Origin of the sequence: Methylobacterium sp. B4, from assembly GCF_003201865.1 — a bacterium.
Classification (GTDB): Bacteria; Pseudomonadota; Alphaproteobacteria; order Rhizobiales; family Beijerinckiaceae; genus Methylobacterium.
Map to the genome: position 1 here is coordinate 1 of NZ_QJJJ01000023.1, position 25,156 is coordinate 25,156.

Below are 25,156 nucleotides of genomic sequence, written 5' to 3' on the forward strand. Positions count from 1 at the left end.
AACCCCGCGCGGGCCTCGCCGCGTCCACACCACGCCGCTAAACCGCGCATGGGCCAAGCTGAGCCGGGCCAAGCCAGGCCAGATCAGGCCGCGCCACCCCAGGCCTGTGCGGATCGAAACCCGCGAACACGCGCAACCCGCCGGACCGAGCCCGGCCGACACGCCCCGCGAGAGGGGAGGGGGCTTATCCAGGCACGATCAGTCCGGAAGCGCCGCGCCCTGGATCGCGTCGGCGTCGCCTCGCGAGGACGTAATGGCAAAAAGTCCGGTCGAGCGTCCAATGCGGAGATAGATGCTGTGTGCATGAGGACGAGCCGGTCGTCGCCGAACCGTCTTACGTCGACTTTCGCGTCGTCAGGGGCCTCTGCGGTCCGGAGCGGGGCGGTAGGCTTCAGGCGGGAGGTCTCGCGAAAGGCTCTCGCCGGTCGAGCGGCCGGGGGCAGGGCTCGGCATCAGGTCGCGGCCGGAGGCCTCGCCCGATTTCGGGACGCCGGTGATGAAGCGCTGCGCGCCGCCTGCGGCTGCGCCGGCCTCCGGCGGCGATGCGGGCGGCGTTCCCTCCGGGGTCGGCGGCGCGATGTAGCGGCGACCGGCGCTGTCGGGCGGTGCTGGGACCTGCGGCCGGGCCGGGGGCGCGGCCTGCTGGGGGGGCGGCGTCGGAGCGGATTGGGGCGTGGCGGCCGGCGGTGGTTCCTGCGGAGCGGGCCGCGCGGCCTGCCGTGCGCGCGTCGGCGGCGGGCGCCGGACGAGGGCTGGACGGGGTCCGGCACGGCCGGGGCGCCCCGCCGCACCCGGCTCGCCGGGCAGCGCGATCGTCATCCGCTCGACCGCGGCGACGAGATCGTCGAGGCTGGCCTGGGCCGTCCGGCACAGCCGAATCCGGAGGGAGAGGGCGCGCCGCCCCGACGTGGGCGCGAGGGTGTCGAGCAAGCCGCCCCGGCTCGCGACGCGCTGGGCCGCGCTCGGCCGCTCGAACCATTGCCACGCGTAGAGGCACTCCGCGCTCAGCGCCATGCCCACCGGCCCGTAGCCGTTGCGGCGCGGTGCGACGGCGCGCATGACCTGCCCGGGAAAGCGCACGGCCATCTCGCTCTCGATGCCGAACTGGCTCGGCTTGGCCAGCCGCGGCGGGAAGGCCAGGAGCAGGTCCCCGGTCTCGTTGCGCAACGCGACCTCGGCATGATTGCGGCCGTCGCCGCCCTCGAAGCGGATGCGCTGATCGAAGCCGTCGCGCAGGCGGGTTTCGACGACGCCGGCGACCGGCCCGGCGCCGGGCAGGCGCAGGGCAGGTGCGGATTGGGCCAGGGCCGGGCCGGCGAGAAGGGCGAAGGCCGCCGCGAGGGAGCCGGGGACACGCGAACGCACTAAAAGCCTTTCCCGGTCGATCCGCCGCCCGTGGAGACGCGGGAGGGGACGGAGAAGCGGTCGTTCTCCGGGGACGCACCCCGGCCGCGCTCCGCCTGCTGGTCCTGCCAGAGTGTGCCCGGCGGCGGCGCGCCCAGGGTCTCCGGTTTGTCGAGGCCGTTATAGCCCGGCAGCAGCGCGAAGCCGTAGCGCTCGTAGGGCATCGGTCCCGCCCCGTTGACGCGCCGCGCGACCAGGGGTGGGCGCGCCGTCGAGGGCTCGCGGGCATAGCTGCCGGGCGCGACCGGTTCGGAGAGCGCGCGCTGCAGCGAGGCGGGCGGGTAGCGCAGGGGATTGTCGAGGGCCACCGCGAGGGGGAACTCGTTGCGCTGGACCGCCGGCGGCGTCTCGGCCCGGGCGCCGACGGTGGCCGAATCCGGTCGGGGCACCCGGCCGTAGGAGGGGCTTTCGGGCTTTGCCTCCGCCCGGGCGGCGGGCGGGCGCGCCGGGGACGCGGGTGGCTGCTGGGCCGCGGCGCAGGGTAGCGGCGGCCCGCCGGTCTCCTCGCGAAACAGCATGTCGACGACCTTCGGAAACAAGCCGTCGTAGCGGTTCACGACCTCGAGATAGGGGCGCTGGCGCTTCAGCCGCTGCAGGGTCAGGGCATAGCCGAACACCGTGGTCTCGCTCGGCATCCAGGCGACGGCGCGCTGAAACCATTCGAGCGCCGTGTCGAACTGGCAGGAATTGTAGGCGTACCACGCGAGCCCCTGCGCGCCCTCGCCGGAGGCGCTGGCGATCACGACCTTGGCGTAGCGCTCGATCCGGGCCGGCTCGATGAAGGGCGGATTGGCCTGCGTCAGCTTGCGTTCGAGCACGTCGATGAAGAGCAGTTCGTTGCCGACGAAGCGGTCGCGCCAGGCGTAGGCCACCTCCTCCGCCTCGCGCAGCATGTTGAGTTCGCGCAGGGTGTGGGCGAGGCCGTGGGCCACCATGGCATCGCCGCCGCGGGCGATGGCGAGCTTGAACCATTCCAGCGCCTCGCGGAACTGGCGCCGCTTGTAGGCGTACCAGCCGAGCAGGCCGGTCTGGCTCGGGTCGCCGCTCTTGCGGGCGTAGGTCTGGAAGGCGGTGAGGTCGGCCAGCGTCGGGGTCTGGGCCGGCTCGTCGTGCAGGAAGGCGGCGATGCGCGCCCGGGTGATGTCGAGGCGGATCGCGTCGAATTCGGAGGCGCCCTCCTGGCCCGCGCGCCCCATGGCGATCAGCCGCTCGGCCTGATCCATCTTGAGATGGCTCATCGCCTTCTGGATCGTGGCGAGGCGCGCGCCCGCATCCGCGCTGCCGTCGAGGACCGACTTGTAGAGGTCGTAGGCGTCTTCGCTCGCTCCCGTCGCCGCGAGCGCGTCCGCGATGATCCAGACGCTCTCCACGTCGGTCGGTTCGAGGGCGCTGGGATCGGCGCGATAGAGCGCGACCACCTCCTCGGCATTCTTGCCCGGATCATTCTTGCCCGGACCGTTCTTCTCGGAGACGATCTTGATGCTGTTGCGGAACTCCGCCCGGCGCAGCTTGCGCGCCAGCTCCTCCGAGGGCTGCCAGTTCGGTTCGAGGGAGCGGCGCGCGGCGATGGCCGCGCGCAGGTCGGGGAAGCGCCCGGCGGTGAAGAGATCCCACAGCGGCGCCTCCTCGGGCGGGCTCGGCTGCAGGGTGTCGAGGTCGGAAGGCTCGCTCCAGCCGGGATAGAGCCGCTTCAGCCGGGCGATCTCGGCCTTCATCCGCGCGGTCTGCTTCTGCGAGGCGTAGTAGCGTAGCGCGCTCTCGTCGACCATGCCGGGCGTGACGCCCGTCTCGGGATCGACCACGATCGCGGGCGCGCGGGCGCCGTCGCCGTAGACGAGGCGCGGAGCCGACTCAGCGCCGCCCTGGGCGGCGGCGGGACCCGCGCCGGCCAGCAGCAGCGCGGTGAGGGGGATCAGGACTTCACGCATGACGGATACCGCATCCGGGCCGCCACCAGCGCGAGGAGGTGGAGGGTGGTCGGATAGTAGTTCTGATTGTCCTGCACCGTCCTTAAGGATTCGGGGAAGGACGTGCCGTCGGCGGCGCAGGCGGTGATGGCGGGGATCGCCGTGTAGCCCACCTCGCTGAGCCACTCGACGGGCTGCCCGTTCCTGGTGTCGACGATCGGCAGGCGCTCGCGGTCGATTCCGCCCCAGAGAGCCTTGAAGGGCGCATAATCCTCCGGACGTCCGACGCCCGCCCAGGCCAGGTACAGGGGCACGCGGATCGCGTTGTAGGAGAACAGGGCGGGGAAGCCGTCGGCCGGCCGCAGCGCGTCCTTGGCGGAGATCCACTCGGTCGGCAGGCTGCTCGGCCCGAACCGGGACTGGCGCAGGAAATCGAGGCCGCTGCGGACGAGCGAGGCCCAATCGTATTCCGGCGCCACGATCGGCAGGCGCTGGAAGGCGGGAAAGACCCAGTAGGACAGGTTGATCAGGGGGCCGTCGGCGCGCTCGCGGGCCGAGAAGCCGGCGACGGCGGGCAGCAGCACCGGCCCGTGCGGATCCTTGAACAGGATGGTCTTGCGGCCGAACTCGACGGCGATGCGGCGCGCCGCGGTGCGATAGGAGGGCTCGCCCCAGGCCTCCGCCGCCTCGGTGAGCGCCCAGGCGACGAGGATGTCGCCGTCGGTGGCGTTGTTCATGTCGGCGACCGCCGGCCGATGGTCGGGCGACCAGCGCCAGGCCAGCAACTCGTCGGAGCGCACCATCAGGTTGGCGCGGGTCCAGCCCCAGATCCGTTCGAAGGCGGGGCGGTCGCCGGCGGCGACCGCGAGCAGCATGCCGTAGCCCTGGCCCTCGCTGTGGCTGATGAGGCCGTTGGCGGTGTCGACGACCCGGCCCTGCTCCGTGACGAAGCGCGCCCGGTAGACGCGCCATCCCGCATCGTCCCCGAGGGTGTTGGCGAGGCTCAGGCCGATCTCGGAGCGGGCCGGGCTCTCGGCTCGCGGCTGCGTCGGCAGGGCGGTGGCGGGGGGCACCGTGGCGGCCTCCGGGGGCTGGGCGGTCTGCGGCGTCGGAACCGGCTGAGCCCGGACGGGCGCGGCGGCGAGCAGGGCGGCGAGTGCCGAGCCCGCGAGCAGGCCGGCGGCAAGGAGCAGGCGGCGCGGCCGGCGCGGGGGGCGGAAGGCCTGCATCAATCGTTCCTCCGGCCGAGCTGGCGCACGAGGCCCGTCGTGGCGAGGCCGAGGCACAGGGCCATGAACAGGGTCATGCCGACATAGGAGGCGGGGTTGAGCGAGAGCCAGGCCGCCGAGACCAGCCGGAAGTTCGGCAGCGACCACGCGCGTGTCTCGATCAGGGCGACGTGATCCGGCTCGACGGTGGTGAGGGTGCCGTCCGAGGCGTCGAGGAAGGCGGCCCGCCCGACGAGGCGGGTCCAGACCACGGGGTCGACGAGGCAGGACACGGAGGCCTTGAGCATCGACGGGTTCGGGGCGGTGACCAGCACGGTGCTGTCGCTGAGCGCATGGCCGCTACTGCCCTCGGCGATGATCAGCGAGGCGCGGGGGTCGAGGGAGACCGAGGGGCCGGCCGGCTTCTCGACCAGGCCCGATACGTCGTCGCGCAGCTTCAGGGCTCGGTTCGCGAGCCCGCTCCAGCCTTCCCGCAGGACGGTTGGGACGAAGGCCGAGCCCGACAGGGCCTGATCCCAGCGGGCGAGGATCTCCGCCTCGGTGGCCAGAGCGCCCGAGGGCGCGTTCGCCGCCGCGGTCGGCGGCGGCTGCGTCGCGGGATCCGGCTTGGGCGGCGCGGCGGGGGCGGCGACGCTGACCGGCACCGCCGCGGGCGGCAGGGCGCAGCGCATCGGCAGGTCGCGGCGCAGCCGGTCGAGGGTCAGCACGCCCTCGGCGCCGAACGGGCCCGGCGTGGCCACGGTCTCGGCGCGTCCGCCCCAGACCCGGCGGATCTCCTCCGGGTCGAGCCCGACCGACTGGATCGTGACGGGGTTGAGCGCGCGGGCGGGCGCCACCACGAGGCTCGCGCGCCCTTCCGTGCCGCCCGCATCCGAGACGAGTTCGAAATCGATGACGCGCTTGGCGGCAATGGCGAGCCGGGCGGCCAGGGTGGCGGCGGCGTCGGCCGTGTCGCGGTCGGTGGTCGGCAGCACGAGGCGCGGGCGCGGCCCCGGCGCGACGAAGGGCACGGCGCCGGCCTTGACCGCGGCGAGGTCGGGGCTGCGCACCGCCCGCGCCAGGGCGGGGATCTCGAGGCGCGTGCGGTCGAGGAAGAGGAAGCGCGGCTGGCGCGCGGCCGGGGAGAGGGTGTCGCAGACCTTGTCCGAGGCGTTCGGCAGCTGCGCGCTGATCTCGACGCGGTTCAGGCCCGGCCGCCACAGGCTCAAGGGCAGTGGGATGGCTTGATCGTCGAACACCTCGCCCCGGGTGTAGGGCAGCGGCACGCTCGCCGCGTTGCGGCCGTTGATGTCGACGACGATCTGGGCGCTCGAATCCAGCCCCGCGGCGTAGCCGCCGGCCAGATGCAGCATCACCTTGCCGTAGTCGGCGGGCACGAAATCGGCGGGGAAGCGGAGTTCGAACCGGGTGCGCAGCAGGCGCCCGTTGAACTCGCGGGTGGCGACCCCGAGGCGTTCCAGGTCGAGGCGCTCGCCCCCATGCACCTCGTAGCCCCGCACCAGGGGAGCCAGCGTGGTGCCCGCCGTGCTGCCGCCGGGATCGCCCAGGGCGGCGAGCTGGGCGATGGCCGCGCGCACGTCGTCGGGACCCTGACCGGACACGACCAGGGTCGGCACGCGGTTGCCCCGCGGGGGCAGCAGGGCGAGCCGCGGCCCGGTGATGGGGCCGAGGTCGTCGACCCCCTCGGTGCCGCGGATCTCGGTCGCGGTGCCCACGACGAGGTTGACGCCGTTGCGGCCGGTGAGCGGACCCCCGAACGTCACCGCGGGCCGGGCGAGGCGGCCGACCAGGGCCAGGGCCTGCACCGCGCCGATCATGCGCTCGAGGCGCGGCAGGTTCGGCCGCTCGTTGAGCAGCACGCCGACGGGAAGCGCGCCGCTCTCGTCGGGCTCCAGCGCGGCCAGCGACTTCAGTTCGAGGTCGGGGGCCGGCGCCACCACGAGGCCGGAGCGCGAGGGGTCGATCTGCGTCCACAGCTCGTAGGTGGCGTCGATCGAGCAATCGACCCGGTGGCGCTGGCTCGCCGTCAGGGTCACGGCGTTGTAGCCGCCCTTGAGCACCCCGTCGGGGATCGCGAACTCCACGACCTTGACGGCGCCGGGGGCCTGGATCCGGGTCCAGCCGACCTTGGTGCCGTTGACGAGGCCGGACAGCTCCGAGACCTCGGGCGCCACCGAGATCGCCGAGAGGTAGGAGACGCGCAGCCGCGCCGTGCCGCGGGCCTGCCCCTCTGTGAGGTAGACCGGATATTGCAGCCCGTCCTCCTCGCCCGAGAGGCGAAAGCCCCGCGTGCCCGCCGGCAGGCGCCGGGCCGGGGCGATGGTGGCCTGGACCGAGGGGCGGCGGGCGGCGTCGGTCTCGGCCGCCGGAGGACGGGCGGGCGCGCCGGCCCCGGGAGGTCCCCCCGCCGGGGGCTGGCCGGCCGGTGGGCGGGCCTGCGGGCGCAGGGCATCCCCGGTCGGGGGAACCGTCAGCCGCTCGGCCGGACCCGTCCCGAGGAAGCTCTGTGCCCGGACCGGCGCGCCGGCGGCGAGGGCGCAGGCGAGGGCGAGAGCGGCCAGGAACGGGAGGGGGCGAACGCGCCCGGCTCGGGAGGGCAGGGGCATCGCGCTCACGCCGTGCCCGTGCCGCGGCCGGCCTGGCCGGACAGGGCACGCTCGTTTTCGTAGTCGAGCATCATCCGCACCCAGTCGTTCGAGGCGCGGGCCGGCATCTGCCCGGGGGGCGGGGTCTGGGCCGGGAGCGGGGACGAAGAGGCCGCGTGAGCCGCGGCCTGGGACATCGCCGGCTCGCGAGGCTCCGCGGCCACCGGACGTGGGGCGGGCGGGTAGAGCAGCGGTTCCGGCAGGCCCGTCCCGGTCGGCGCCTGTTCCGGCGCGTCGTAGATCGGCGAGGTTTCGCCGGTGGCGGCGGCGAGCGCCGGCCGCGCGTCGGCGGCGAAGGCGTAGCGCAGGGCGCGCACGGGCTCGGACAGGCCCCACCAGATGAATTGCAGGGTGCCGGTGAGGATGTCCTTGTGGCGCCGCCGCCGCATCTGGAAGCGGCGCATCGCCTCCGCGTCGCCGTACATCAGGCCGGCGAGCGCCACGTAATCCTGCGGCCTCAGCCGGCCGAAGCTGAGACGGGCGAAGACCGCGTCGCGGTCGCGCTCGATCCCTTCGAGGGTGACGGGCAGGGCGCCCGCGGCCCGCGCGCCCGCCACCGGCACGACGCTCAGCGCGCCCGAGAGCTTCCCCTTGCCGACGCCCGGCGGGGCCAGGGCGGCCGGCAGCCGGACGCTGCAGCCCTCGGCCGAGACGCGCTCGATGGAGACGTCGACCGCCCGGCCGCCGAGGGTGAGTCCGCCGCGTCGGTTGATCGCGAGCGAGGGCGTCCGCTCCAACTGGCGGCGCTCGGCGCAGACGCCGAGCGCGGCGCCCGCGGTCAGCAGGTTGAAGAAGTTCCACAGGCCGACCACCAGCATCAGGTTGGTCACGCCCGGCTCGAACATGTAGCGCCACGCGGCCACCGCGCAGCCGATGGCCAGGAGGCCGTAGACCGCGAAGAAGGGGAGCGAGGCCGACGAGAGATGGTTGTGATCGAGGCTGATGCCCTTGTCGGTCACGTTGAAGGTGGGCTTCCTCGGCGACCAGATCACCGAGACGATCGCCTTCGAGAGGTAGAGGCCCTGGACGTACTCGTACAGCTCCGAGACGAAGGGCCAGCGGAACTTTCCGTAGACGTAGTTCTGCATCATCAGGTTGATGACGATGTAGGTCGCCGTATAGGCGATCGACTCGTCGACGCTGGCTACGAAGATCTTCAGATCGAAGAAAATGTGCAGCAGCGGCGCGAACATGAAGATCAGCCGCGGCACCGGGAAGAACCAGAACGTCATGCTCGACAGGTAGGCGATCTTCTGGATCGGCTTGAGCCCCTTCTGCAGCGCGGGGTTCTTCAGGAGCAGGATCTGGAACATGCCCTGGCACCAGCGCGAGCGCTGGCCGATGAAGGCCGTCAGCGTCTCGGGCTGAAGGCCGGCGATCAGGGGCTTGTCGACATAGGCGCTGGTCCAGCCGCGGGAATGCAGCTCGAAGGCGGTCTCGCAATCCTCGGTGATGGTGATGCCGGAAAACCCACCGGCCTCGTCCAGGGCCGTGCGGCGCAGCAGGGCCGCGGAACCGCAGAAGAACGAGCCGTTCCACTTGTCGAGCCCGCGCTGCGTCACCGCGTAGAACATCTCGTTCTCCGACGGCATCCGGTCGAAGGTCTTGAGATTCCGCTCGATCGGATCGGGATTGAGGAAGGCGTGCGGCGTCTGGACCAGGAAGAGCTTCGGATCTTCCGCGAAGTAGCCGACCGTCTCGCTCAGGAAGGAGCGGAAGGGGACGTGGTCGGCATCGAGCACGGCGACGATGTCGCCGGTGGCGTGGGCCAGCCCGTTGTTGAGGTTGCCCGCCTTGGCGTGCTCGTTGCGGGCGCGGGTGAGGTAGTGGCAGCCGAGTTCGTCGCACAGGGCCTGAAGGTCGCGCCGCCGCTCCTGCGCGGCCCTCGCCTTGTCCGGGTTGGCGTCGGCGCATTTCTGGTCGGTGCCGCCGTCGTCGAGGAGCCAGACCGTGAGCTTGTCGGGCGGGTAGTTGATCTGGCGCGCGGCGGCCAGCGTCATCGCCAGGATGGCCGCATCCTCGTTGTAGCTCGGCACGAAGATGTCGACGGTCGGCAGCGCGGCGGCGTTCGCCGCAGGGGGCGGTCGGCGCTTGAGCGGGTCGGCGTTGATGATCAGGCTGACGAAGAGGATGAAGACGCAGTACAATTCGCCCACGAGCAGCAGCAGCCCGAAGCCGAAGCTGACCGGATCGCCGGGAGAGGGCAGCGTGTCGGTGACCCGCCACAGGATGTAGCGGAGCACCACGAGGCTCCCCAGCGCCAGGAACACGAAGCGCGTGCGCGGCCCGTCGAGGAACAGCCACAGCACGATCATCGCCGCCATGGCGGCAAGGCTCATGGCGAGCTGGTTCTGTGTCCCGACCGGTTGGCTCAGCAGGATGAGACCGGCGACGGTCGTCCCCATCCAGGCCAGCCACCGAAGCGCACGTATCACACCCGCCACCCCTGCGACGCCACCAGGACCATCATTGAAATACGACAATTTCCCGGTGGGTTCACGCAGCCATCGCGTCGCTATCCGACTAAGGTTGATTTTGCGCTGTGACGGATTGTTCCGCTTGCGGAAACATCATCCACTCACCGGGAAAGATCATTGAAAGATAAGTTGCATATGAGAAAATGATCTTTCCAAAGAGCCCGTCTTCCTTCGATCGTCAGCCTCGGCACGGGGGGGCGGCAAGGCCGCCCCGCATCAGAAGTTCGCCCGTGCCTCGATGCTCGAATAGTAGCCGGTGCCCTGGATGCGGTCCTTCACGTAGCCGGCCGCGAGCGACATCTGCACGGGGCCGAAGGTCAGCCCGGTGAGGTGGGCGCCGACCCGGTACTGGCGGAAGAAGTCGTCGCCGAGGAACAGCGCCTCGGGACCGATATAGACGCCGTCGGCGACCATGTAGCCGACGCGGAAGCGGGAATAGTAGGCGTTGAACTTGGTCGAGTAGGAGCCGTAGGCCGAGACCATCGTGCGGTCGGTCGGGTTGGCGTAGAAGTTCCCGGCGACCTTCAGGCCGACGCCGGTGCCCACCACCGGGTTGCCCGGATCGGCGATCGAGAGCTGGTTGCTGCGCACGTTGAAGCCGATGTAGCCGGCCAGCGCCGCGTCCCGCCAGATCCACTCGTAGCCGGCCAGCGCCGAGCCCTCCTGCTGGTAGCCGGTGACGCGGGCGCCGACCGCCTGGCCGGGATAGGAGTAGGTGCCGGCCACGCCCTCGATGCGCACGCGGGCGCCGCTCACCGTCGGCGGGCTTCCCAGGGCCGTCGTGACCGTGACGGAGCCGAAGGCCGAGCTGTTGGAGGTGACGCTGGTCGAGCCGTCGACGGCGACCGCCCAGCTGTCGTCCACCGCCTGCTGCGGCGCGCCGGTGTACCAGTCGGTGCCCGCGGAGACGGCGGGCAGGTCGGCGGCGGCGGCCGGAGCCGACAGGCCGAGAGCGGCTGCCAATCCGAGGACCAGGACGCAAGGTTTCCCGGAATACCGTCGATGTTGGCGTGAGACCACAGCCATTCGAACCTCGGATACGCACACGCTACGCACCGATTTATCCAAGCTGACGGTTAACAAGAGGCTCCCGAAACCGCGAAAAGGCGATTTCCGCCGGTGCTCAGAACTTCGGAAGCGGGGCCAGGACCGGCTGCGAATGCATCCGGTCTCCGCCGCGGGGGGAGGAACCCTCTTACGCCGCGCGTGCCTGCGGGGCTGCCGCGCTCAGCACGGCCGCGAGGTCGTCCGGGCGGAACGGCTTGTCCAGCTGCAGGAACTGCCGTGCGGTCGCCGGGAGCTGCCCGTGGGGGCTCGCCAGGATGATGCGGATCTCGGGGTAGCGCTCGACCACCGTCGCTGCGAGCTGAAGGCCCGTCATGACCGGCATCGACTGGTCGGCGACCATGGCGTCGAAGGCGGCGTCCTCGCGCAGGAGGTCGAGGGCGTGTTCGCCCGAGGCCGCCTGGACGACGCGGTGGCCGAGATCGGACAGGGCCTCGGCGAGGCTGGTCCGGACGAGGCCGTCGCTCTCGACGAGGAGGATGCTCAGGGGCGATTGCCAGACCACCGGCTCCGAGGCCGCCCGCGGCGCGGCCCGCAGCCAGATCTCGGCGACGAAGGCCTCCTCGCCCGTGCCGTCGGAGACGAGGCGCCAGCCCGCCCCGACCTCGGCCAGCAGCCGGGCCACGGTTTCGAGGGCGCGCCGGCCCGGGACGTCCGCCTGCGTGCCCGGCACGCGCTGCCCGCTGGCGACGAGGAGGCGCACATAGGCCCCCGGGGCCAGGCCGAACCCGGTCTCCGCCTCGGCCACGTGCTCCGCGGCGCCGACCGCGAAGCCGTGCAGCCCGTGGTCGCGGAAGTGGAAGGCGATGTTGAGCAGCGTCACTTCGAGGATGCGCTCGGCGCACAGCACCCGCGGCAGCGCGCCGGGGATGCGGTTGATCACCGGTACGTCCCGCAGGACGTTGGCCTGCATGAAGGCGAGAGCGGATTCGACGGAAGCGGCGAGATCGCTCTCGGCCAGCGCGTCGCTCTCGCCGCGCACGAGGTTCAGCATCCGCCGGGTGAGCGCAGCGCCGCGCCGCGCCCCGGTGAGGGCCGCGTCCACGAGGCGCGCCTGCTCGGCGTCGAGGCCCTGGCGGCGGCGCACGAGGCCGAGATTGGTGAGGATGACGGTCAGCGCGTCGTTGAAGTCGTGGACGATGCCGTCGGTGACGCGGCGCAGGACCACGTTGCGCCGCCGCTCGTTCAGGCCGGCCGGCGTTTCGGAGAGACCGGGCTCGATCGCCCGGCTGAGGGCATGGATGCGGCTGCCGTCCCGGGCCCCGCGCAGGAAGCGGACCAGCACGCGCCGTTCCGTTCCCGGGACGGCCTCGCCGTCGGCGCGGGCACGCAGCACCACGTCGTGGGGACCGTCGGCGTCGCGCGCCGCCTTGAGGGCGAGGTCGAGCAGGGGACGATCGTCCGCCTCGAACCATTCGGCGAGATCGGACAGGTCGGTGGCGTGGTCGGAGGCGGTCGGCATGCCGGTGCTGTCGGAATCCGACCAGACCACCTGCCGCGTCTCCGGGTCGATCTCCCAGCAGGTCCAGCCGGACATGGCCTCGAAGGTCTGGAGCCGGCCCTTGATGCGGTCGAGGCCCGTGCCCGCCAGCGCCAGGGCCGCATCGGTGCTCTGGGAGCGACCGGCGATCGTCCGGGTCAGGGCCGCGATCTCGCGCACGGGCGAGGCGGCGGCCTCGTCCGGCTCGCCCGCGCCCTCGGCCAGACGCTCGAGCGGCTGCGCCGCCCGCCCGCCCAGGGCGTAGCCGATCAGGCCCGCGGCCAGCACAACGGCGAGCGCCAGCATCAGGAGACGCGCATCCGGGAACAGCGCCGGCGCGGCGACCGCGGGCGCGGACGCGGTGACCAGCCAGCCGGGGCTGCCCAGCTCGCGCCCACCCTGCACGGGAACGGAGGCCGAGGCCCGCCCGCCCGCCGGAGCGGAGGGCTGGCCCGCGAGCATCCGCCCGTCGGCACCGGTGACGGCGAAGGCCACGGAGGCCGGCAGGGCGAGCGCCTGACGCACGCGCGGGCCGATCGCGAGGAGGAAGTCGGGGCCGGCCCGAAGCTGGATCCGGTCGGAGCGGCCCGGCGTGCCGAGGGCCACGGCGATGTCGAGGGGCGCCGTCTCGCCGCCGCCGGTCGCGACGACGATCTCGGCGTTGCGGGCCCGGGCGAACCAGGGCTCGCGCGCGACGCTGGTGCCGACGCGGCGGCGGTCGGCGGCCGCCCGCACGCTCCCGTCCGGGCCGATCAGGGCCGCATCGTGGTAGCGCGGATTGAGGGCGAGCCAGTCGCCGAGCAAGGCCGTGCGCTCGTCCTCGGAGAGCGCCGGATCGTCGGGGCGCAGCAGCAGCGCGGCGTTGCGCGCGTGCCCGACGCTGCCGTGAAGCTCGGCCTCCACGGCCTCGGCGAAGGCGCGCGCGGCCGCCAGCGCCGTCCCGCGCCCACCCTCCGCCGCGGGCCCCGTGCCGGTGCCGAGGGCGACCGTCCCGAGCCAAGCGAGCAGGAGCGCCCCCGCCGCGATCGCGGCGAGCTGGGTCGCGTTCAGCACCTTGAGCGAGATTCGCAAGGAATCCGGCATGCGGGTCTCCGCCAACACGGCTGGCCGACCGCAGGGTGCCGGGATTGGCAATCCTGCCCCTCAAACGAGGGGATCAAGCGCTTAAGGGCCGGTTAACGACGACGGCATTTCGCGCGGGCCGACCTCAGGCCGGCCGACCCTGCGTCCCCGCTGCCCTCCCCGCGCCGGTCGGAAGCCGGCACAAGCGGTGCGGGATTTGTGGCTTTCGTGGCATGTGCCTTGCGTGATCGTGCGGGCCGGCCGCGAAGGCCGGCGGCGGCCCCGTGTCGGGCGATCCTCTTCGAGAGGATGGCCCCGCGCCGTCGAAAGATGTGCGAAGTGTGAGAGCCCGATGAGTCAGACAGCCCTTTCCGTGCCCGTCGCCGCCGAGGATGCGCTGGCGGCGCAGCTGATCGAGATGACGGTCGCGGACGTTCAGCAGGCCCTCGCCGAGGGAAGCGTCATGGCGGAGGCGCTGACGCAGGCCTTCCTGGCGCGGATCGCCGCCTACAATCCGCGCTACAACGCCCTCATCGTGATGAATCCGCGGGCGGTCGAGGAGGCCCGCGCCATCGATGCCCGACGCGCGGCGGGCGAGGCCCTGGGGCCGCTCGCGGGCGTGCCCGTCGTCATCAAGGACACGATGGACATGGCCGGCCTGCCGAGCACCGGCGGCTGGCATTTCCTCTGCGCGGCCGCCGGCGGCATCGACCTCATCCCCGCCACCGACGCGCCCGTGACCGCGCGGATGCGCGAGGCGGGCTGCGTCATCCTCGGCAAGACCAACGTCCCGGTGCTGAGCCATACCGGCAGCCACGCCAACGACAGCTGGGCCGGCCCCACGCTCAATCCGGCGGCACCCGACCGCATCCCCGGCGGGTCCAGCGCCGGCACCGCCACGGCGGTGGCCGCGAGCCTCGCCGTCCTCGGGTTGGCCGAGGAGACCGGCGGCTCGATCCAGAACCCGGCCTCGGCGCAGGGGTTGGTGGGCATCAAGCCGAGCTTCGGCCTCGTGCCGAATGCGGGCGTGATGCCGCTGGCCGGCAGCACCCGCGACGTGGTCGGGCCGATCGCCCGCTGCGTGCGCGACGCCGCCCTCACCCTCGATGCGCTCGCCGGCTATTCCTCGGCCGACCCCAAGACCGTGGCCGGCATCGGCAAGCGTCCGGCGGGCGGCTACGCGGCGGGCCTCGACGCGGGCGCGCTGGCGGGCAAGCGCCTCGGCCTGTACGGGCCGGGCTGGCGCGACCTGCCGCTCTCGGAGGAGGCGGCTGCCCACTACGCCCGCGCGCAGGAGGAACTCACCGCCGCCGGGGCGGCGCTGGTGGCCGACCCCTTCGCCGGCACCGATTTTTCCACCATCGCCGCGCCGACGCCGGGCCTCGTCTATTTCGACGCCCGCGGCTTCGAATCCGCGCCCTACGACCTCCAGCTCTACCTGGAGCGGATGGGGCCGGACGCGGCGATCCGGAGCTTTGCCGCCTTCGCCGAAGCCACCAAGGCGGAGGACGCCTTCGCGCCGGGCGGCGTGCTGCATCCGATCACGAACCTGCGCGGGCTCGCCCCCTGCCTCGCCGACCCGGCGAGCCCGCCCGACCTCTCCGACTTCCTGGCCGCCCGCGAGGCCTATCTCGCGCTGTTCGACCGGGTGATGGCGGAGAACGGGCTCGATGCCCTGGTCTTCCCGCAGATGCGGGCCGAGCTGCCGCCCCTGCACGGACCGGGCACCCTCCTGGAGACCACGGTCTGCGAGATCAACATCGCCGGCCTGCCCGGGGTGACGCTGCCGGCGGGCGCCTACGCCTCGGGCTCGCCGTTCAACCTGATCTTCGTCGGGCGGATGTGGAGCGAGGGCGACCTGCTCGCCTGCGCTTACGCCTACGAGCAGGCCACGCATCACCGCCGCGCGCCCGCCCTCACGGTCTGAGCGCTTCGTCCCGGCGATGAAGGCGACGCGCCTTGCCTCCCCGGGGCAAGGCGCGTCGTCTCCCGTACCCCTGACCGTACGACCCCCTGGCACCGGCCGAAATTGTGCGCGACCATTCTGCGGTTGCGGCGCTATCCTGGCCCCGAACGGGGACAGGGCCGGAATGCTGACCGATCATCGCCACGAGGAAATCCTCTCGCAGCTCGCCCAGACCGGGCGCGTGGGCGTCACCAGCATCGCCGCCATCCTGGCGGTCTCCGACGAGACGATCCGGCGGGACCTGAAGATGCTGGAGGAGCGCGGGCTGCTGCGGCGCATCCACGGCGGCGCCGTGCTGCCGCGCCTCGATCAGGAGCGTCCCCCGGTCGAGCGCAGCGGGCTCAACAGCCGCGAGAAGGGGCGCATCGCTGCCCTCGCCGAAGGGTGCGTCGAGGACGGGATGTCGCTCTTCATCGACACCGGCACCACCACGCTCGCCTTCGCCCGGCGCCTGACCACCCGCAAGCTCACGGTGACGACGAACTCCGTCGATCTCGCCCTGCTGCTCGCCGACAGTCCGGTCCGGGTCAACCTGACGCCGGGCACGCTGCGGCCGAAGGACAACGCGCTCGTCGGCTACGACACCGTGGACTACGTCCGGCGGCACGTCTTCGACCTCGCGGTCATGGGCATCGCCGCCTGCGACCTCGCGCAGGGCTGGATGGATTACGACGAGCACGAATCGTTCCTGCGCCGCGCGCTGCGGGGCCAGAGCCGGCGGGCGGTGCTGCTGGTCGATTCCCACAAGTTCGGGCGTCAGGCCAGCCTTCAGACCTTCGACCTCGCCGCGCCGCTCACCGTGGTGACCGACCGGCCCCCGCCCGAGCCCTTCGCGGACCGCTTCGCCCGGCACGACATCGACCTGCGCTGTACCTGACCGGCCGCGCCGGCCCCTTGTTTTGCAACGTCTTTTTTCGAGCGCCGGTGGCCACTGTTCGGGACGAGGCTCTATCGCCGCGTCAGCCGGAAGGCGGGGGCGTGGTCGGGCTGCGTCGTCACCACGGCGGCCGGAAGCACCGGGCGCGCATCCGCCCGCGCGAGCCGGAAATGTCCGACGATCCGGCTCAGTGCCAGCGTCGCCTCGGTGAGCGCGAAGGCCGCGCCGATGCAGACCCGCGGCCCCGCCCCGAAGGGCAGGTAGGCGAAGCGCGGCACGGGCGGCGCCCCGGGCAGGAACCGGCCGGGATCGAAGGCATCGGGGTCTTGCCAGAGCCGGCGGTGCCGGTGGAGCAGCCAGGGCGAGATCGTCACGCTGTCGCCCGCGGCGACCGCCTCCCCGGCGAGGCTGTCCGGGCCGAGCGCGCGGCGGGCCAGCACGAAGGCCGGGGGGTAGAGCCGCATCGTCTCCTCGATCGCCGCGCGGGTGAAGGGCTTGTCCGCGCGCTCCGCCTCGGCAGCCACCGCCTCTTGCGTCTCGGGCGAGAGGGCGAGCAGGGTGCAGGCCCAGAGAAGGGTCACCGCCGTGGTCTCGTGCCCGGCCAGGATCATCGTGGCGACTTGATCGCGCAGTTCCTCGTGCGAGAAGCCGCGTCCCGTCTCGGGATCGCGGGCGGCGCGCAACAGGTCGAGGAGGTCGCGCGCCTCGCCCCCGGATCGTTCCTCCTGACCTTGGTCCCGGTCGGCGATCACGGTGTCGAGGAAGGCCACCCAGTCGCGCCGGAAGCGGGCGCGGGCGCGGTCGAGCGGCGTGGCGAAGCGCAGGGGCACCACCACGTCGCTGAGATGCGGGCGCCCGAGCCGACCGGCATAGGTTTCGAGGAAGCCGCGCAGCCGCGCCCCGTGGCGCGCCGTGCCGACCGAGAACATGGTCCGCCCGGCGATCTCCAGGGCGAGCCGCTGGAGCGCGGTGAAGAGATCGACCGGCCCGGCGGCGGCCTCGCGTTCGAGGGCGACGACCGCTTCGTCGCTGGCCGAGAGGATGTGGGGCACCAGCATCTCCACCGCCCGGGGGGTGAAGGCGGGGGCCAGCGTGCGCCGCTGGTGGCGCCACGCTGCCCCCTCGCTGATGAGCAGGCCGTCGCCGAGCATGGGCCGCAGCACGCGGATGGTAATCGGGGTGCGGGCGTAGTTGCTGGCGTTGTCCACGAGCACGCGCCGCACGGCGTCCGGGTCGCTGACGGTGAAGCGCGTGCGCCCGAGCAGGCGGCGGCGGCGCAGGGGCGTCTCGTAGGCCGCGGCCGGCCAGCAGCCGATGCCGTTGGTGCGCATGGCCGCGATGAAGCGCAGCGTCGGCAATTCCCGCTCCGGCGGGACCGGCACCGGCGGCACCAGACGCGGCGCCGCGTGGCTGGGCGGAGCCTGCATGTCCATTCCGTCAGTTCCTCTCGCGCCCGTGAACGGGCGGTCGTGACGCGTTCTAGGCGCTGACGCCCGCCGGCGCGAGCGCGGTGGAGGAAGAACCCGGCGGATGACGCCGCAGAGGTTTTCTCGGCCGGATCAGCGGCGCAGGGTGCCGGTCAGGCCGTGCTGCGGCGGCTCGCCCGGATGGACGACGTGATCGCCGGTGCGTAGGCCGTGCCCTCGTAGATCATGCGAAAATGGCTCATGGACGGTCCTGCACCCTTCGTCCGGCGGCGAAATCGCGTCTGCGCGGTCCACGACGCCTGGGCCGGGACGCTGCCGGTGGCGGGAAACGGGCTGCAAAGCGCGGGCCCAGAAGCGCTTGGCCGAAAGCGCGTGGCCAAAAGCGCGTGGCTATGATGGAGGAGAGCGACAATGATCATCTGGTCCGGTTGGGGCGTGCTGTCCGTGCTGATCGCGGGCGTGGCTCTTGTGCTCAGCGTGCTCCTCGATCCCGCGCTCGCGCGCATCGGCGTGCCGACGCCGACGGGCGTCGTCGCCGTCTGGCTCGCCGCGGCGTCCCTGAACTGGGTCGTCGGCACGCGGCTGAACGCCCGCCCCGACCGCGAACTCGTCGATCCGCGCACCGGACAGACCGTGGTGCTGCGCTCACGCCACACCCTGTTCTGGATTCCGATGCAGTACCTGTCGGTGCTGCTGCTGCTGCTCGGGGCGCTCGCGGCGGTCGGCGCCTTCTTCGCCAAGGTGCCGGGCCGGCCGCTCTGAGGGCTGTCGCGACGGCAAGGCCCGAGCCGGTCGGAACCGTCGGAAGTGCGCGGTGATGACGGAGTTCGGCGTCCTCTCCGCGCAACGCCCCGCCCGGGCGGAGCGCAGGATTCCGGCTTCAATGCCGCTTGGTGCCATCCCCTTGGACATCGGGCAGGCTGAGGCCGAGCTTCTTTCCGATCGCCTGAAGCGCATGCTCGACATGGGCATGCGCCATTTGCCGGATGACAGATTTCACAAGTTCAGAGGAATCGCCCTTCACTTGCTCGGCAGACCAGATGGCCGTTGCACCGATCAGGAAGAAGGCCTTCTGGCGCTGGTCGGAGGGTAGGTTGGTCAGCACCTGTCCGATGGCGTCAGCCATGACCTGCGTCATGTGGCGCGTGCTGATCTCGGCCATCTCGAAGCTTCGGCGATTGCTTCGCCATCCTGCCGGCCACGTCATGGTGCACCTCGAATCAGCCGCCGCGCGCGTCGCGATATTGCATAGCGGACTCAAGGCGGGAACGAATACCGATCGCCGCAACATAGGTCTGCACACGAGGGGCGTCTTCGCAGCAGGCTCCTCGGGCCCGAGCGGACCAGGCGTTGTCCGGCATTCCGGTCGGCGATGATCCTGCCTCATCGCCGACCCGTCCACGCCATCATGCGTGCGCGGTGTCGCAGCCTCAGGGCCGCGGCAGGGTGTGCAGCCCGCGCAGGAAGAGATCGACATCCTCCCGCGTGTTGTAGAAGGCCAGCGAGGCGCGCACCGACTGATCCACGCCGAAGCGGCGCAGGGCCGGCAGGGCGCAGTGATGGCCCGAACGCACGGCGATGCCGAGGGAATCGAGGTGGTGGGCGACCGCCTCGTTGCTCAGCCCCTCGACCGTGAAGGACATCACGCTCGCCTTGTCGAGCGCCGTGCCGATCAGGCGCAGGCCCTTCACCTCGGCCAGGCCCTCCTGCGCGTAGTCGAGCAGGTCGTGCTCGTAGGCCGCGATCGCGGGCAGGCCGACGCTCTCCAGGTAATCGAGCGCGGCGCCGAGACCGACCGCACCGGCGATGTCGGGCGTGCCCGCCTCGAATTTCTCCGGCGCACCCTTGTAGACGGTCTTGGCGAAGGTGACGTCCTCGATCATGTGGCCGCCGCCCTGCCAGGGGGGCATCGCCTCGAGCAGGTGCTTTTTCCCGTAGAGGGCGCCGATGCCCGTCGGCCCGAACACCTTGTGGCCGGAAAAGACCAGGAAATCGGTGTCGAGCGCCTGCACGTCGATCGGGATGTGCGGCGTCGATTGCGCTGCATCGACCAGCACCGGCACGCCGTAGGCATGGGCCAGAGCGATGATCTCCCGGATCGGATTCACCGTGCCCAGGGCGTTGGCGACATGCGTGACCGAGACGATCTTGGTGCGGCCCGAGAGCAGGGCGGCGTATTGCTCGAAGATGATCTCGCCGCGGTCGTTGACCGGGATCACCCGGATGGTCGCGCCGGTCGCCTGCGCCAGCAATTGCCAGGGCACGATGTTGGCGTGGTGCTCGATCGTCGAGACGATGATCTCGTCGCCCGGGCCGACATTCGTCCGGCCGTAGGAGTTGGCGACGAGGTTGATCGCCTCCGTGGTGCCGCGCAGGAAGACGATGTCGTCCTTAGCGGGCGCGTTGAGGAAGCGCCGCGTCTTCTCGCGCCCGCCCTCGAACAGGTCCGTGGAGCGCGCCGCCAGCGTATGCGCGGCCCGGTGGATGTTCGAGTTGTGGCGGCCGTAGAATTCGCTCGTCGCGTCGATCACGCTCTGCGGCTTGTGGGTGGTGGCCGCGTTGTCGAGCCAGACGAGCCGATGCCCGTTCACGCTCTGGTGCAGCGCCGGGAAGTCCTTTCGCACGTGCTCGACATCGAACGGCGGGCCGGCCGGGACCGATCCGTGCGAGGTTACCCGCGGAGCGGGACCCTCGTGGCGCGACGGCTCGACTCGCGGCTGGGCGGCGCTCTTCTTGCCCCGCACCGGCGGCGGGGCCGGGCTCAGGAAGTAGTAATCGCTCGTGTTGTCGGGGGCGGATCCGCGCGGATGCGAGAGCTGGCCGGTGCGCGAAAAATGCTCCTGCGCGGCGTCGCCGCCGGGCTTGCCGGGATCGCGCGGCACGAGGTGCGGCGCCAGCGCGTGGGCGAAGCCGTTGGCGCGGGGATGGTCGTCCGCGATCTGGCGGTGCAGGTCGGGGCCGCCGGGGATCGCGGCCGCCACGTCGGGCACACTCGGCACGAAGTACTCCGGAAACCGGTTCTGGTTCTGGAACGGGTACACCGCGGGGATCGCCGCCACGTCGAAAACGTTCGCGCTCGTCGGCGCGGGCGTCGCGCCCAAAAGGTTGGCGTGGGACGGGCCGGTCAGACCCGGCAGGCCGACCGGCGGCGCCCCGAAGGAACGCGCGGCCTGGGCCGAGACGTCGGGCTGAAAGCCCGACGGCAGCGCGCCCGACGGCACGGAGGGCGTACCGAGGGCAACGCCGGGCAGTGCGGGCTGCCCGGAACCGGTGGGGAGGCTCTCAAGCCCAGGTCCTCGCCCGAAGTCATCGGGGACTTGAGGCGTCTGCGGCAGGTGGGGCTGGAACGGCGCGCCGGCCGCCTGTCCCTGGCCGTAGATCTCGCGGGCGAGGCGCCCGACGAGATCGGCATGCGCCAGCTCGCCCGCGCTGCCGGTCGGAAGACCGAGAACGGGTGCGTCAGGCGTAGTCATGGTAGTTGCCCAGCAGCACGTTATCGAGGCGGGCGATCGCATCCTCGACCAGCACGGCGGCCGAGAAGTAGCGGGTCACGAGGTGCGAGGCGATGGAGTGATCGTTGGTGCCCATGTAGCGCACCGACAGACCCGGCTCGATCTCGCCGGTCACGCCCGACTTCTGCAGGCCGACCACGCCCTGCTCGCCCTCGCCGACGCGCAGGAGCAGGATCGAGGTGGTCTGGGCGCCGGTGACCGGATCGGTGTCGATCGGCAGCTTGTCGCTCGGCACCAGCGGCACGCCGCGCCATGTCATGAAGGGCGCGCCGAACAGGTGGACGACGACCGGCGGCACGCCGCGGCGGGTGGCCTCGCGGCCGAAGGCGGCGATGGCGCGCGGATGCGCCACGAAGAAGGCGGGCTTCTTCCAGACCAGCGTCAGCAGCTCGTCGAGGTCGTCCGGGGTCGGCGGTCCCGAGCGGGTCGGGATGCGCTGGCGGCCGGCGACCTCGCCGAGCAGGCCGAACTGCGAGTTGTTCAGGAGTTCCCACTCCTCGCGCTCCTTCACCGCATCGACCGTGAGGCGGATCTGCTCGCGCAACTGGTCGATCTCGTTGGAGTAGAGGTCGGTGACCCGGGTGTGGGTGTTGAGGATCGTCTGGATCGTCGAGAGGTGATACTCGCGCGGGTCGATCTCGTAATCGACGAAAGTGGTCGGCAGGCGCGGCTCGCCGGCATGGACCGCCAGGAGTTCGATGCCCTGCTCGCCGTGGGAGTTGGTGTGCCCCTTGAGGCGGTCGCGCTCCTCCTGGTACTGGCCGATGCGCGAGCGGATGCCGTCATCCTCGATCGCTGCGCGGTCGAGGGTCAGCAGCGTCACCGCCGAGAGCGCCTTCACGGCCGGCGCCGGACCGGCCTCGCCGACGAGCGCGTCGTCGCCGAAATAGTCGCCCCGCGTGGCGAGCCCCTGGCGCAGCCGGCCCTTGTAGGGGCCCGACAGGGTCAGCTCGACGGTGCCGTCGGCCACCACCACGAGGCTGCGGCCCGACGAGCCCTCCTCGGCGATGACGTCTCCGGCCTTGTGCTGCGTCTGCGTGAACTTGCCCGCCAGCGCGGCGAGTTCGGCATCGCCCAGGCGGCTGAACAGCGGCACGGCGCGCAGCGAGCCGGGACGGACCGTGCGGCACTTGTCCTCGGCGCTGAGATCGATGCGGCCGGGCTTGGCCAGCACCACGGCGCGACGGTTGACGCGGTAGACGCCGCCGGCGACGTCGACGAAGGGCAGGAGACGCAGGAGGAAGCGCGGAGTGTTGGCGACGTTCTGGACCGAGGTGACGGTCGCGGTCGCTAGATTGCGCGCAGCGGATGCGCTCACGCTCAGGCCCGGTCCACTCATCGCTCGTCGTCTCCTTGGTCGTTGCAGGGGGCGGTCTATCGGCCGGCGCGGCGCGGGACCGCGCCCAGGACGGCGTGTCCGGCTCACGGGCAGGCAGCCGCCGGCACGGCGTGGATCGAGGACCACTCCGTACCGCGCTAGACTTGCGCGTGCGCGTTTCAATATTGGTCGAGATCCGTTCCGGCGGGTTCAGGCGCCCGAACACCTGATGTCTAGGCGTCGCGATGATGGCGAGTCAACGGAATAATTTTCCAATTTTCCGACAAAAGGCAATAAGGCTCTTTCTGTAGACTGTGTTATCGATGCTGTGATTGCATATATCGATATTTTTATAGAAAATATTTCTTCATCCACTTCCACTGATGGAAATCGATGGAACGTCCTTGCGCGGAATGATTTTCCGCAGGCCGGAGCGGCCTCCTTCAGATCCCGTCGCCGTACCCGACGAAGGACTGATCCATGCTCTGTGCCGGCTCCTCATCGGCCCGCAGGCGCGAGACGACCCGCGCCGGCACGCCCGCCACGGTGGTGTGGGCGGGCACGTCGTGCAGAACCACCGCGGCGGCGGCCACCTTGGCCCCCTCGCCGACCCGGATGTTGCCGAGCACCTTGGCGCCGACGCTGAGCAGCACGCCGCGGCTGATCTTCGGGTGCCGGTCGCCGCTCTCCTTGCCGTTGCCGCCGAGCGTGACCGACTGGAGGATCGAAACGTCGTCGGCCACCACCGTGGTCTCGCCGATGACGACGCCGGTGGCGTGGTCGATGAACACGCCCGAGCCGATCCGCGCCGCCGGGTGGATGTCGCAGCCGAACACCTCGGAGATGCGGCTCTGGACGTGCAGGGCCAGCGTCGCGCGGCCCTGATGCCAGAGCCAGTGCGCGACCCGGTAGCCCTCCAGCGCGGCAAAACCCTTGTAGAACAGGAACGGGTCGATGTAGCGGCGGCAGGTCGGGTCGCGCTCGCGGATCGCCACGAGGTCGCGCACCGCGTTGGCGCCGGCATGCGGGTCGGCCTCGAAGGCGGCGAGGCAGAGGTCGCGCATGGTCAGGCGGGAAAGGTCGCCGTCGCCGAGCCGGTGGGCGAGGCGGTAGGCGAGCGCTTCGGCCAGCCCGCGCTGGTCGAGCACCGTCGCCTGTACGAGGCCGGCATAGAGCGGCTCCTCGATCAGCGCAGCCTCGGCCTCGGCGCGCATCGCGGCCCAGACGTCGGTCTCCGCCGTGCTGCGGCTCGTCGCGCGCAGCGGCAGCGTGATCGCCAGCGCCGGAAGTTCGGGCAGGGGGCGGGGCGCGCCCCAGCCGGCCGCATCGCGGCGCTCGTCGTGGCCGTGCATCGTCGGGCGGTCCGGTCGGGTCAGGAGATGCGCCGGAACAGGTCCGGCAGGTAGCTCTGCAGGGTGTCGTGGCCGTCGAACTTCACGTCGATCGTCGCGCGGCCCGCCTGCCCGTGGATGCCGACCACCCGGCCCCGGGCGTGGCGCCAGATCCCGAGGGTCTCGGCGAGGTCGAGCCGATCGAACACGACCTGATCGCCCGGAAGCATCGTCGCAGTCAGCATGATGGTGTCCTTGATGCCGGGATCCCGTGACGATCCCCGGTTGGCCGGGACGCGCGCCGCTCGCCCGGACGCGTCCGCGGGAAGGTCCGCGGGAAGGGCTGGGAAGAGCCTTCCGCCCGCGAGGGGGCGGGGGAGAAAAATACTTGCGTGTCTGGGGCGAAAGGGAGCATTATCTTTGCTAAATCATTGTTGTAATTTGATAATTATCGACAGAGCCTCGTTTGACAAGTCTTGTTCCACGCTTCCACCCGCGCTAGGCCGGTCGGAAGCGGGGGCTTGCCGCCCCGACACCGCCTCGCAAGGGCACGCGCGATGCTCTCCTACCTGCCGTCCTTCGCCGGCGGCCTTCTCATCGGCCTCTCGGCCGCGATGCTGATCCTGCTGAACGGGCGCGTGGCCGGGGTGAGCGGCATCCTCGCCGGGCTCGGCCGTCCCGGCGGCCTGCGCTGGCTCGCCGATGGCGCCTTCCTCCTCGGGCTGATGCTCGGACCGGTCGCCTTCGCGGGACTGACCGGCGCCTGGCCGCAGATGCGGATCGCGGCGTCCCTGCCGATCCTGACGCTGGCAGGCCTCCTCGTCGGGTTCGGCACCCGGCTCGGCTCGGGCTGCACCTCCGGCCACGGCGTCTGCGGCCTCGCCCGGCTCTCGCCGCGCTCGCTCGCGGCGGTGCTGACCTTCCTGGCCTCGGGCGTGCTGACGGTGACGCTCGTCCGGGTGCTGTCGTGAGCGCGGGCGCGCGCCTCGCCGCCGGGCTTCGCCCCGCGGTCGCCCTGGGCTCCGGACTCGTGTTCGGGCTCGGGCTCTCCCTGTCGGGGATGCTCGATCCCGCCCGGGTGCGCGGCTTCCTGGATGTGGCGGGCGATTGGGATCCGAGCCTCGCTTTCGTGCTCGGCGGGGCCGTGACGGTCTCGGCGGCGGCCTATGCCCTGGCCCGGCGCCTGCGCCGCCCGGCCCTCGACGCGCGGTTCCACGAACCGACGAAGACGCGGATCGATCCGCCGCTGATTCTCGGTGCGATCCTGTTCGGAATCGGCTGGGGCCTGGCAGGCTTCTGCCCGGGTCCGGCGGTGGCGGCGCTCTCGACCGGGGCATTGCCCGTCGCCGTCTTCGTCCTCGCGATGCTCGCCGGCATGGGCCTCCACGCCGCCTTGCCTGCCTCGGGCGCCCGTTTCACGGCCGCCTCGCGCGACGCGCGGTGATGCGGCCGCACG

18 protein-coding genes are annotated in these 25,156 nt (G+C 71.8%); 5 read left to right on the forward strand and 13 right to left on the reverse strand.

Annotated features, from left to right (window positions below):
- Positions 1 to 354: 354 nt before the first annotated feature.
- From bcsN to BY998_RS19975, 7 genes are all read right to left on the reverse strand, one after another.
- Positions 355 to 1,365 carry a cellulose biosynthesis protein BcsN gene (gene bcsN / locus BY998_RS19945; protein ID WP_110353454.1) on the reverse strand — a complete coding sequence of 337 codons (1,011 nt, stop codon included), beginning with the start codon at positions 1,363 to 1,365 and terminating at the stop codon, positions 355 to 357.
- Positions 1,365 to 3,332 carry a hypothetical protein gene (locus tag BY998_RS19950; RefSeq protein WP_110353455.1) on the reverse strand — a complete coding sequence of 656 codons (1,968 nt, stop codon included), beginning with the start codon at positions 3,330 to 3,332 and terminating at the stop codon, positions 1,365 to 1,367. Before BY998_RS19950 ends, bcsN begins: the two co-directional genes overlap by 1 nt.
- Positions 3,317 to 4,540 carry a glycosyl hydrolase family 8 gene (locus BY998_RS19955; RefSeq protein WP_110353456.1) on the reverse strand — a complete coding sequence of 408 codons (1,224 nt, stop codon included), beginning with the start codon at positions 4,538 to 4,540 and terminating at the stop codon, positions 3,317 to 3,319. The genes BY998_RS19950 and BY998_RS19955 overlap by 16 nt, the downstream gene beginning before the upstream one ends.
- The gene (locus BY998_RS19960) at positions 4,540 to 7,146 is read right to left on the reverse strand and encodes a cellulose biosynthesis cyclic di-GMP-binding regulatory protein BcsB (protein WP_110353457.1); all 2,607 of its coding nucleotides are present in this window, start codon (positions 7,144 to 7,146) and stop codon (positions 4,540 to 4,542) included. The genes BY998_RS19955 and BY998_RS19960 overlap by 1 nt, the downstream gene beginning before the upstream one ends.
- A gap of 5 nt (positions 7,147 to 7,151) precedes the next feature.
- The gene (bcsA, locus tag BY998_RS19965; RefSeq protein WP_110353458.1) at positions 7,152 to 9,629 is read right to left on the reverse strand and encodes a UDP-forming cellulose synthase catalytic subunit; all 2,478 of its coding nucleotides are present in this window, start codon (positions 9,627 to 9,629) and stop codon (positions 7,152 to 7,154) included.
- Positions 9,630 to 9,878: 249 nt separating this feature from the next.
- Positions 9,879 to 10,688 (reverse strand): cellulose biosynthesis protein BcsS, encoded by an 810-nt coding sequence (bcsS, locus tag BY998_RS19970; RefSeq protein WP_110353459.1) that lies wholly within the window; start codon positions 10,686 to 10,688, stop codon positions 9,879 to 9,881.
- Positions 10,689 to 10,857: 169 nt separating this feature from the next.
- Positions 10,858 to 13,290, reverse strand: a complete 2,433-nt coding sequence (locus BY998_RS19975) for a response regulator (RefSeq protein WP_110353460.1) — start codon at positions 13,288 to 13,290, stop codon at positions 10,858 to 10,860.
- A 331-nt stretch (positions 13,291 to 13,621) separates the two neighbouring features.
- Between BY998_RS19975 and BY998_RS19980 the strand changes: the two genes are divergently transcribed.
- Together BY998_RS19980 and BY998_RS19985 are read left to right on the forward strand one after the other, a co-directional pair.
- A complete protein-coding gene (locus BY998_RS19980) occupies positions 13,622 to 15,196 on the forward strand; it encodes an amidase (protein WP_110353461.1) in 1,575 nt (524 codons plus the stop codon).
- A gap of 163 nt (positions 15,197 to 15,359) precedes the next feature.
- The gene (locus BY998_RS19985; RefSeq protein ID WP_110353462.1) at positions 15,360 to 16,112 is read left to right on the forward strand and encodes a DeoR/GlpR family DNA-binding transcription regulator; all 753 of its coding nucleotides are present in this window, start codon (positions 15,360 to 15,362) and stop codon (positions 16,110 to 16,112) included.
- 71 nt (positions 16,113 to 16,183) lie between these two features.
- Here BY998_RS19985 and BY998_RS19990 read toward each other — a convergent pair whose 3' ends face one another.
- Complete coding sequence (locus tag BY998_RS19990) at positions 16,184 to 17,545, reverse strand: cytochrome P450 (protein ID WP_110353463.1); 1,362 nt, start codon at positions 17,543 to 17,545, stop codon at positions 16,184 to 16,186.
- A gap of 405 nt (positions 17,546 to 17,950) precedes the next feature.
- Between BY998_RS19990 and BY998_RS19995 the strand changes: the two genes are divergently transcribed.
- Positions 17,951 to 18,301: a hypothetical protein gene (locus tag BY998_RS19995; RefSeq protein ID WP_181425575.1), complete on the forward strand. Its 351-nt coding sequence runs from the start codon at positions 17,951 to 17,953 to the stop codon at positions 18,299 to 18,301.
- Positions 18,302 to 18,419: 118 nt separating this feature from the next.
- On the opposite strand, the gene BY998_RS20000 is transcribed toward BY998_RS19995, so the two are convergent.
- The 5 genes from BY998_RS20000 to BY998_RS20020 form a co-directional block, all read right to left on the reverse strand.
- Positions 18,420 to 18,701, reverse strand: coding sequence for a hypothetical protein (locus BY998_RS20000; RefSeq protein ID WP_110353464.1), 282 nt, complete (start codon positions 18,699 to 18,701; stop codon positions 18,420 to 18,422).
- Positions 18,702 to 18,969: 268 nt separating this feature from the next.
- Entirely contained in the window at positions 18,970 to 21,012 is a 2,043-nt protein-coding gene (locus BY998_RS20005; protein WP_110353465.1) for a family 2A encapsulin nanocompartment cargo protein cysteine desulfurase, read from the reverse strand.
- On the reverse strand, positions 20,999 to 22,390 hold the full coding sequence (locus BY998_RS25105) for a family 2B encapsulin nanocompartment shell protein (protein ID WP_110353466.1): 1,392 nt from the start codon (positions 22,388 to 22,390) through the stop codon (positions 20,999 to 21,001). Before BY998_RS25105 ends, BY998_RS20005 begins: the two co-directional genes overlap by 14 nt.
- Before the next feature lie 422 nt (positions 22,391 to 22,812).
- The gene (gene cysE / locus BY998_RS20015; protein WP_245421671.1) at positions 22,813 to 23,583 is read right to left on the reverse strand and encodes a serine O-acetyltransferase; all 771 of its coding nucleotides are present in this window, start codon (positions 23,581 to 23,583) and stop codon (positions 22,813 to 22,815) included.
- A gap of 158 nt (positions 23,584 to 23,741) precedes the next feature.
- The gene (locus tag BY998_RS20020) at positions 23,742 to 23,945 is read right to left on the reverse strand and encodes a hypothetical protein (protein ID WP_110353467.1); all 204 of its coding nucleotides are present in this window, start codon (positions 23,943 to 23,945) and stop codon (positions 23,742 to 23,744) included.
- 312 nt (positions 23,946 to 24,257) lie between these two features.
- Here BY998_RS20020 and BY998_RS20025 point away from each other — a divergent pair, with 312 nt between their 5' ends.
- Both BY998_RS20025 and BY998_RS20030 read left to right on the forward strand, forming a co-directional pair.
- Complete coding sequence (locus tag BY998_RS20025; RefSeq protein WP_110353468.1) at positions 24,258 to 24,671, forward strand: YeeE/YedE family protein; 414 nt, start codon at positions 24,258 to 24,260, stop codon at positions 24,669 to 24,671.
- Complete coding sequence (locus tag BY998_RS20030; RefSeq protein ID WP_110353469.1) at positions 24,668 to 25,144, forward strand: YeeE/YedE family protein; 477 nt, start codon at positions 24,668 to 24,670, stop codon at positions 25,142 to 25,144. The genes BY998_RS20025 and BY998_RS20030 overlap by 4 nt, the downstream gene beginning before the upstream one ends.
- The last annotated feature ends 12 nt before the right edge of the window (positions 25,145 to 25,156 follow it).

Coding starts and splice junctions, on each gene's coding strand:
- BY998_RS20020 (WP_110353467.1), bottom strand. CDS start 23,945: ATGCTGACTGCGACGATGCTTCCGGGCGATCAGGTCGTGTTCGATCGG.
- BY998_RS19985 (WP_110353462.1), top strand. CDS start 15,360: ATGCTGACCGATCATCGCCACGAGGAAATCCTCTCGCAGCTCGCCCAG.
- BY998_RS25105 (WP_110353466.1), bottom strand. CDS start 22,390: ATGAGTGGACCGGGCCTGAGCGTGAGCGCATCCGCTGCGCGCAATCTA.
- BY998_RS20025 (WP_110353468.1), top strand. CDS start 24,258: ATGCTCTCCTACCTGCCGTCCTTCGCCGGCGGCCTTCTCATCGGCCTC.
- BY998_RS19995 (WP_181425575.1), top strand. CDS start 17,951: ATGATCATCTGGTCCGGTTGGGGCGTGCTGTCCGTGCTGATCGCGGGC.
- BY998_RS19975 (WP_110353460.1), bottom strand. CDS start 13,290: ATGCCGGATTCCTTGCGAATCTCGCTCAAGGTGCTGAACGCGACCCAG.
- BY998_RS19960 (WP_110353457.1), bottom strand. CDS start 7,146: ATGCCCCTGCCCTCCCGAGCCGGGCGCGTTCGCCCCCTCCCGTTCCTG.
- BY998_RS20005 (WP_110353465.1), bottom strand. CDS start 21,012: ATGACTACGCCTGACGCACCCGTTCTCGGTCTTCCGACCGGCAGCGCG.
- BY998_RS19950 (WP_110353455.1), bottom strand. CDS start 3,332: ATGCGTGAAGTCCTGATCCCCCTCACCGCGCTGCTGCTGGCCGGCGCG.
- bcsS (WP_110353459.1), bottom strand. CDS start 10,688: ATGGCTGTGGTCTCACGCCAACATCGACGGTATTCCGGGAAACCTTGC.
- BY998_RS19990 (WP_110353463.1), bottom strand. CDS start 17,545: ATGGACATGCAGGCTCCGCCCAGCCACGCGGCGCCGCGTCTGGTGCCG.
- BY998_RS19955 (WP_110353456.1), bottom strand. CDS start 4,540: ATGCAGGCCTTCCGCCCCCCGCGCCGGCCGCGCCGCCTGCTCCTTGCC.
- cysE (WP_245421671.1), bottom strand. CDS start 23,583: ATGCGCGCCGAGGCCGAGGCTGCGCTGATCGAGGAGCCGCTCTATGCC.
- BY998_RS20000 (WP_110353464.1), bottom strand. CDS start 18,701: ATGGCCGAGATCAGCACGCGCCACATGACGCAGGTCATGGCTGACGCC.
- BY998_RS19980 (WP_110353461.1), top strand. CDS start 13,622: ATGAGTCAGACAGCCCTTTCCGTGCCCGTCGCCGCCGAGGATGCGCTG.